Below are 6,814 nucleotides of genomic sequence, written 5' to 3'. Positions count from 1 at the left end.
AGGCCCTGTCACAGGTGCAGGCAGATGATGCAGTCAAGCAGCAGGTCAATCTGGATAAGATTGCTGCTTTCTTTGACAGCGACTTGGGTAAGCTCCTCATCCAGCATAAGGACAAGCTTCGCCGAGAAGCGCCATTTGCCATGCTGAAAACAGATGATGCCAGCGGCCAGAAATTTGTCGTCCGCGGTATCTTGGACGGCTACCTGCTCTTTGCTGACCGCATTGTCCTCTTTGACTACAAGACTGACAAATTCCGGCATCCTTCCGAACTGACAGAGCGCTACCGCAGCCAGCTGACCCTCTATGCTGAAGCGCTCAGCCGCTCTTATGGGATTTCTGCGATTGAGAAATACCTGGTTCTGCTGGGCGGCGAAGAGCTGCTGGTGGTCAAGGCGGAGTAGTGCCCTTTCTCTTAGTCAGTCAGGCCCTTCGAAAATCAAAACCGACCGTCGGCCGACTCAAGCCGAGGCTGACGCTTCCTTGCAGGAGCTTTATCTGCCGCCTCAAAGCAGCGCCTTTGCTGCACTCAAAAGGAAGTATCATGTTGATGTGCAAAGACTGGTCGGTTCACAGAAAAGCAGAAGCTGGGACGAAAGTACCCAGCTTTGTCTTTTCTATCGTTTGATTGCAAGCCGCAGGGCTTGGGAGTATTTCTGCTGACTTTCGTCAGCCAGCATTTCCTCTGCGCAGTTCATTAGGAGCTATAGCACCATCAACCCCTGCTGAGCGGCTTGTCATCTCAATGAAAATCATCAGCGCAGTAGGAAGCTAGCTGCTCAAAAGCTCTGGTGGAAGTTTTGAGGTGGTGGATGGAGCTTCTGAGAAGTACGGTAAGGCGACGCTGACACGGTTTGAAGAGATTTTCAAAGAGTATCATTTGTTGACCCATCAACTCTTACAGGCCGCTGCTTTATTTGACTGTATTCACAAGCTCAGGCTGGCAACTGGAAACGAAGACTCGCTGACAAAATCGCGGACTCTGTTTCCGCGATTTTTGTCTCCGCACTCTTGATGATATTTTCAGAAAAAATAGACTTAGTCAGCTAAATATGGTATACTGTAACCGTAAACATTACACCTTGTGATGAAAATCACATATGAAACAGAAACTGAAAAACAAAGGAAAAGTCTTGATGCCATCGGATATTCGCCGCCCTGCAGCTAGCGGCAGAATGATTCATTGATGATTTTCCTTTCACATTGTTTTTCAGTTATGATGCAGCTGACGAAAGGAGTATATGCAAAAAAGTAATCAAACCTATCTTCCGCTCATTGGCAGTTTGTATATCAATTACTTATTTCAAGGGATTGCAGCTATTGCCATTTCGCAGAATCTGGCTCTCTTTCAAAAGCAGTGGTCGGCCAGTCTCAGCCAAGTGACCTTGGTCATCAGTGCGATTGGTTTAGGCCGGATTATCAGCCTGAATTTCTCGGGCTGGTTTTCAGACCGTTTCAGCAGAAAGCAGACGGTCTTGATTGGCGTCATTGCCTACTGCCTTTTTTTCTTTGGAATCGTATGGACAAACCACTATCTGCCAGCTTTTCTGGTTGCCTTGCTGGCAGGAGTCGGAAATGCCTTCTTGGATACCAGCACCTATCCAATTGTCGTAGAGTCCTTTCCGTCGGAAAATGATAACAGTGCCTTAAGTGTGCTGAATAAGGCTTTCATTTCCATTGGACAGTTTATTTTTCCTTTTATCACCCGCTGGACCATACAGCAGCATCTTTATTTCGGCTGGACCTTTCTGATGTGTGCTCTGGGACTGCTGCTCAACCTTTTCTTTTTAAGGCGCTTTGCCTATCCGGATAGGCAGGATTTGGCGGAAAAGAAACCAATCAGGAGCCAGCTTCCTCGGGCAAAGATAGGAGCAGAAGGAGCGGCACTCATGCTGTTTTCCTTTGTGTCGGTCTCCCTTTTCAATGTCTTTATCCTCTGGATTCCCAGCTTTTCTGAGCAGGTTTTATCCATCAAAAATGAAGACAGTCTGCTCTTTGTCAGCATCTACAGTATCGCCTCCTTTGTCTCGGTATTTTTAACATCCTTTATCGTTAAAAGAAAGGCAAATATTGCCAAACTGATCCTGATCTGTCTGCTGGCTACAGCTTTGTCCTTAGGTGGTATGCTCCTATTCCCCTCGCTCCAGTCTATTGTCCTGGCCAGTCTGACAGTCGGAGTCTTTGCGGCCGGCGGGATCTGGCAGCTGGGGCTGGCACTTTTGCTGGAATTCTTCCCCCAGAGCAAGGGGATGGTCACCAGTTTCTACTCGCTCACCACAGCCATCTCCGTTATGGTCACACCTTATCTGACTGGGCTCATGGCTGAGCGGTCCATTTATCAAGTCTTTGCCTACGATTTCTTTTTGGCCCTTGTCGGTTTTTTGGCCATCTTGCTTGTCAAATACCGCTATGAAAAGGTCTTTTCCAAAGAAAACGTCACTATTTAACATTTAAGAAATGAGGTATCTCTTATGTCAGAACGTTTAAACGGTCATACGCTCTTGGTCAGCTTGATTGCGACCCCTATCCGCCACAGTCTTTCACCAACCATGTGGAATGAATCCTTTGCCCAAAAAGGCATGGACTATGCCTATCTGGCTTTTGAAGTCGGCAATGAAGACTTAGCCGGTGCTGTGCAGGGCATCCGCTCACTGAAGATTCAGGGTTCCAATGTTTCTATGCCTAATAAGCAGGCCATCATTCCCCTGCTGGATGAGCTGTCCCCTGCTGCTAAGCTGGTCGGCGCAGTCAATACGGTGGTCAATAAGGACGAAAGCGGCTATTTGATTGGACACGTCACCGACGGAACCGGTGCTATGAGAGCTCTGGCCGAAGAAGGAGTAGACATCAAGGACCGGATTGTGACCCTGACCGGCTGCGGCGGCGCCGGCACAGCCATTGCCATTCAGGCAGCCTTGGACGGTGTCAAAGAACTGCGCATCTTTAACCGTGATGATGAGTTTTACGCCAATGGCCAAGAAACGGTCAAGAAAATTTTGGAAAATACCGACTGCAAGGCCAGCCTGACTCCGCTGGAAGATCAGGCAGCCTTCAAGAAATCCATCGCTGAATCCTCAGTCTATATCGATGCGACCAGTGCCGGTATGAAGCCGCAGGAAGACATTTCTTTGATTAATGACCCAGAGGTCATCCGCCCTGATTTGGCCATTATGGATGTGGTCTATGCTCCGGCTGAGACCAAACTGCTCAAATTTGCACGGGAAAATGGGGCCAAGATTGCCTTCAATGGTCTGGGCATGATGCTCTATCAGGGAGCAGAAGCCTTCCACTTGATCACCGGAGAAGAAATGCCGGTTGACTATGTTAAGTCTGTGCTCTTTAAATAAACAGGACCATTAGAAGGGGAATATGTATGAAAAACCGTTATTTACCGACCGCTCTATCTCTCTACCTCAACTATATTATTCATGGGATTGGGGTTGTCATTATTTCACAGCATAGAGATCAGCTAGGTCTCCAGTGGGGAGCCGATGCGGCTGCTGTTATGAATGTTGTGTCGATGCTTGGGATTGGCCGTTTGATTGCCATTCTCATTTCTGGCCGTTTGTCTGATATGTTTGGCCGTAAGCCATTTGTTATGTTGGGAGCGGCGACTTACATTCTGTATTTCTTGGGACTGATTTACAGCCCCAACACCTTAGTGGCCATGATCTTGACAGTTTTGGCGGGGATTGCCAATTCTTTCCTTGATTCAGGAACTTATCCGGCACTTATGGAATCATTTCCAGAACAAGCAGGGACAGCCAATGTTTTGATTAAAGCAGCTGTTCAGATTGGACAATTTATCCTGCCATTTATCATCATTGCAGCTTCTGCTATGGGCTTTTGGCAATTAGCTTTTTGGATTGCGGCAGTTGTACTTTTCTTGAATATGTTCCTTATCTGGAAGCTGCCATTTCCTGATGCTGACGCTAAGGAAGATGCCGAAAAGGGTGAAGCAAAAGAAGCTGTCGTTTCAGCGGTGACTTTTAAATCCCAACCAAAAATCTGGTTGGAAGGTGTGGCCTTCATCATTTATGGTTTTATTTCACAAGCAACCTTCTATTTGATTTCTCAGTATATCTCTGTTTATGGTCAAAAAGCGGCAGGCATGACAGAAGCGGCTTCTAAATTGCTGCTTTCTAGCTATTCAACAGGCTCTCTCCTTTGTGTGGCCTTCACAGCTATTGTTGGATTGAAATTGCGGTCAGTCAATCTTGTTTTGGTTTATACTTTCATGTCCTTAGTTTCTATCGCTTCTATGTGGCTGTTCCCAAGCCCATTTGTGGTTCAAGTCGGTACGGCAGCTGTTGGATTCTTTGCGGCTGGCGGCGTTATGCAGCTTGGCTTGACTGTTATGGGGGAAATGTTCCCAGCTGGTAAGGGGACCATTACAGGTATTTTCTATACCTTTGGTTCCATTGCTTCTTATGCAGTGCCAAATCTCATTGCTATGACTGAAAAGACAAGTGTGCACAATGTGATGTTGCTTGATACCGTCTTTGCAGCTATTGGTTTTGTCATTGCTATTATCGTTTATATTCGTTATCATCAAACCGTTGATACCTCTAAAAAATAGGAGAATCTTATGACAGCAACTGTTACTGTTGGCAATGTCACTCTGGGTGAGGGACGGCCGAAAATTATCGTACCAATCGTTGGACGGACAGAAGATGAAATTTTAGAAGCAGCAGCTCAGGCGAAAGAGCTAGACTGCGATTTGATTGAATGGCGCATTGATTTTTACGAAAAAGTGGAAGAAGCTAGCCAAGCAGCGGCTCTTTCCCACAAGGTTAAAGCAGCGATTCAAAAACCTCTTCTGGTCACTTTCCGTACTAAAAAAGAGGGCGGTGAGCTGGAACTTTCTGACCAATCCTACTTCGACATTTACCGAGAAGTGCTTCATCATGGCGCGGCAGACCTGTTAGATGTGGAACTGTTTATGCCTGATCAGCCTGTGCAGGAAACGATTGAATTGGCACATCAAAAAGGTGTCAAAATTGTCATGTGCAACCACGACTTTGACGCGACACCTAGTCAGGAAGAAATCGTCCGCCGTCTCAGTCTGATGGAAGAAAAGCATGCGGATATTTGTAAGATTGCAGTCATGCCAAATTCCAATCAGGATGTTTTGACCCTGCTTCATGCAACGGCAGAGATGAAAGCCAAGGCGACCCGGCCTCTGATTACCATGTCAATGGGAGCCTTGGGTATGGTCAGTCGGGTCAGCGGAGAAGTATTTGGCTCAGCTGCAACCTTCGGTGCAGCCAAAAAAGCTTCGGCTCCCGGTCAGGTGCCGGTGTCAGTCCTGAGAGAGATTCTGGATACGCTGAAGCTGGAAGCCTAAATCTGATAAGGTCCTGGCCAAGCGCATATACTAGGACCTTTTATAGACGAAAAAATACAAGGATAAAAGAGATGACAAAACATTTATTTGACAGGGTTGCATTGCCCTCAGGAGCCAGTCTCAAAAACAGAATCCTCATGGCCCCTATGACGACAGAGTCAGCCTATTATGACGGCAATCTGACCGATGAGCTGATTGAGTATTACGCCCATCGATCAGGACAGGCCGGGGCTGTCATTGTTGAAAGCGCCTTTGTGGAAGACAAGGGCCGCGGCTTTTTCGGTGCCATCGGGATTGACACAGATGACAAGATCGAAGGCCTGACCCGTCTGGCAGAGGCTATCCGGTCCAAGGGTTCTAAAGCCCTTATTCAAATCTATCATGCCGGCCGCATGGCCTTTCCGGAAATGAACAAGGGCTGTCTTCCCATTTCAGCAAGCAGTGTAGCAGCGCTGCGGCCTAATGCACCTATTCCTGAGGAGATGACCCACCGGGAAATCTTGGATATGATAGAAGCTTTTGCGGACGGAGTCCGACGGGCTATTCGGGCCGGTTTTGACGGGGTAGAGCTGCACGGTGCCAACACCTATCTGATTCAGCAGTTTTTCTCGCCTCATTCCAACCGGCGCTCCGATGCCTGGGGCGGAACGATTGAGAAGCGGGCGAAATTCCCGCTGGCCGTTCTGGAGGCAGCTAAGAAGGTCATTGCTGAAGAAGGCGCTGAGGACTTCATTTTGGGCTACCGCTTTTCTCCGGAGGAGCTGGAGGAGCCGGGCATTCGCTTTGAGGATACCCTCTATCTGCTCAATCGCCTGGCAGAGCTGGGACTGGATTATTTCCATTTTTCTATGGGTATTTACACCCGCAATTCCATTGTACAGCCAGATGATCCTGAGATGCTGATTACTAAGTTCTTGGCTGGCCGCAATGAAGCTCTGGCCCAAATTCCGATTATCGGTGTTGGGGGCATTCTGCAAAAGACCGATGCCGAAGAGGCTCTTGAGCTGGGCTATGATTTAGTGGCTGTTGCCAAGGGATTCCTAGTGGAGCCCAACTGGGTTGAAGCCGTCAGAGACGGCCGTAAAGTCAAGGGATTTGCTGATATCCATGACCGGAAAAATCTAGTCATTCCGACCCCGCTTTGGAAATTTATGGATGAGAGCTTCCAGCTGGTCAAGGATGCTGATGCGGAAATGAAGAAAGCCGAGCGGCTGATTGAGCTCATGGGAAAAGAGCTGGAGTTCAAGGAAGGCCAGTACCATGTAGCTGCCAAGGGGCATAATAGTGATCTGCCGATGGTGGTTACCTTCAGCAAACATAAAATCACCGGTATTGAAATTGACAGCACAGGCGAATCCGAAGGCCTGTCTGACATGGTCTTTGAACGCCTGCCGCAGCAGATTATTGATTTCCAAACCCTCAATGTTGATGCAGTTTCCGGAGCCTCAACGACCAGTCAGGGAGTAGTGG

At 48.0% G+C, this 6,814-nt stretch carries 6 protein-coding genes; all 6 read left to right on the top strand.

The window, feature by feature from the left end:
• Window positions 1-401: PD-(D/E)XK nuclease family protein (locus STRDD11_RS14650; RefSeq protein WP_241209417.1), on the top strand; the 401-nt coding region annotated here is incomplete at its 5' end.
• 837 nt (window positions 402-1,238) lie between these two features.
• Window positions 1,239-2,444 (top strand): MFS transporter, encoded by a 1,206-nt coding sequence (locus STRDD11_RS10595; protein WP_128837261.1) that lies wholly within the window; start codon window positions 1,239-1,241, stop codon window positions 2,442-2,444.
• Between the two features lie 24 nt (window positions 2,445-2,468).
• Window positions 2,469-3,344: a shikimate dehydrogenase gene (locus STRDD11_RS10590; protein ID WP_128837260.1), complete on the top strand. Its 876-nt coding sequence runs from the start codon at window positions 2,469-2,471 to the stop codon at window positions 3,342-3,344.
• A gap of 26 nt (window positions 3,345-3,370) precedes the next feature.
• Window positions 3,371-4,576 carry an MFS transporter gene (locus tag STRDD11_RS10585; RefSeq protein WP_128837259.1) on the top strand — a complete coding sequence of 402 codons (1,206 nt, stop codon included), beginning with the start codon at window positions 3,371-3,373 and terminating at the stop codon, window positions 4,574-4,576.
• Window positions 4,577-4,585: 9 nt separating this feature from the next.
• On the top strand, window positions 4,586-5,344 hold the full coding sequence (gene aroD / locus STRDD11_RS10580; RefSeq protein ID WP_128837258.1) for a type I 3-dehydroquinate dehydratase: 759 nt from the start codon (window positions 4,586-4,588) through the stop codon (window positions 5,342-5,344).
• A gap of 71 nt (window positions 5,345-5,415) precedes the next feature.
• A partial coding sequence (locus STRDD11_RS10575) for an oxidoreductase (protein ID WP_128837338.1) occupies window positions 5,416-6,814 on the top strand: 1,399 nt, incomplete at its 3' end.

It is taken from the genome of Streptococcus sp. DD11, from assembly GCF_001578865.1.
In the GTDB taxonomy this organism is placed as follows: Bacteria; Bacillota; Bacilli; order Lactobacillales; family Streptococcaceae; genus Streptococcus; species Streptococcus panodentis.
Note: the sequence above shows the minus strand (reverse complement) of the source record. Positions and strands in the feature narration are given on the sequence as shown.

Coding starts and splice junctions, on each gene's coding strand:
- STRDD11_RS10595 (WP_128837261.1), top strand. CDS start 1,239: ATGCAAAAAAGTAATCAAACCTATCTTCCGCTCATTGGCAGTTTGTAT.
- aroD (WP_128837258.1), top strand. CDS start 4,586: ATGACAGCAACTGTTACTGTTGGCAATGTCACTCTGGGTGAGGGACGG.
- STRDD11_RS10590 (WP_128837260.1), top strand. CDS start 2,469: ATGTCAGAACGTTTAAACGGTCATACGCTCTTGGTCAGCTTGATTGCG.
- STRDD11_RS10585 (WP_128837259.1), top strand. CDS start 3,371: ATGAAAAACCGTTATTTACCGACCGCTCTATCTCTCTACCTCAACTAT.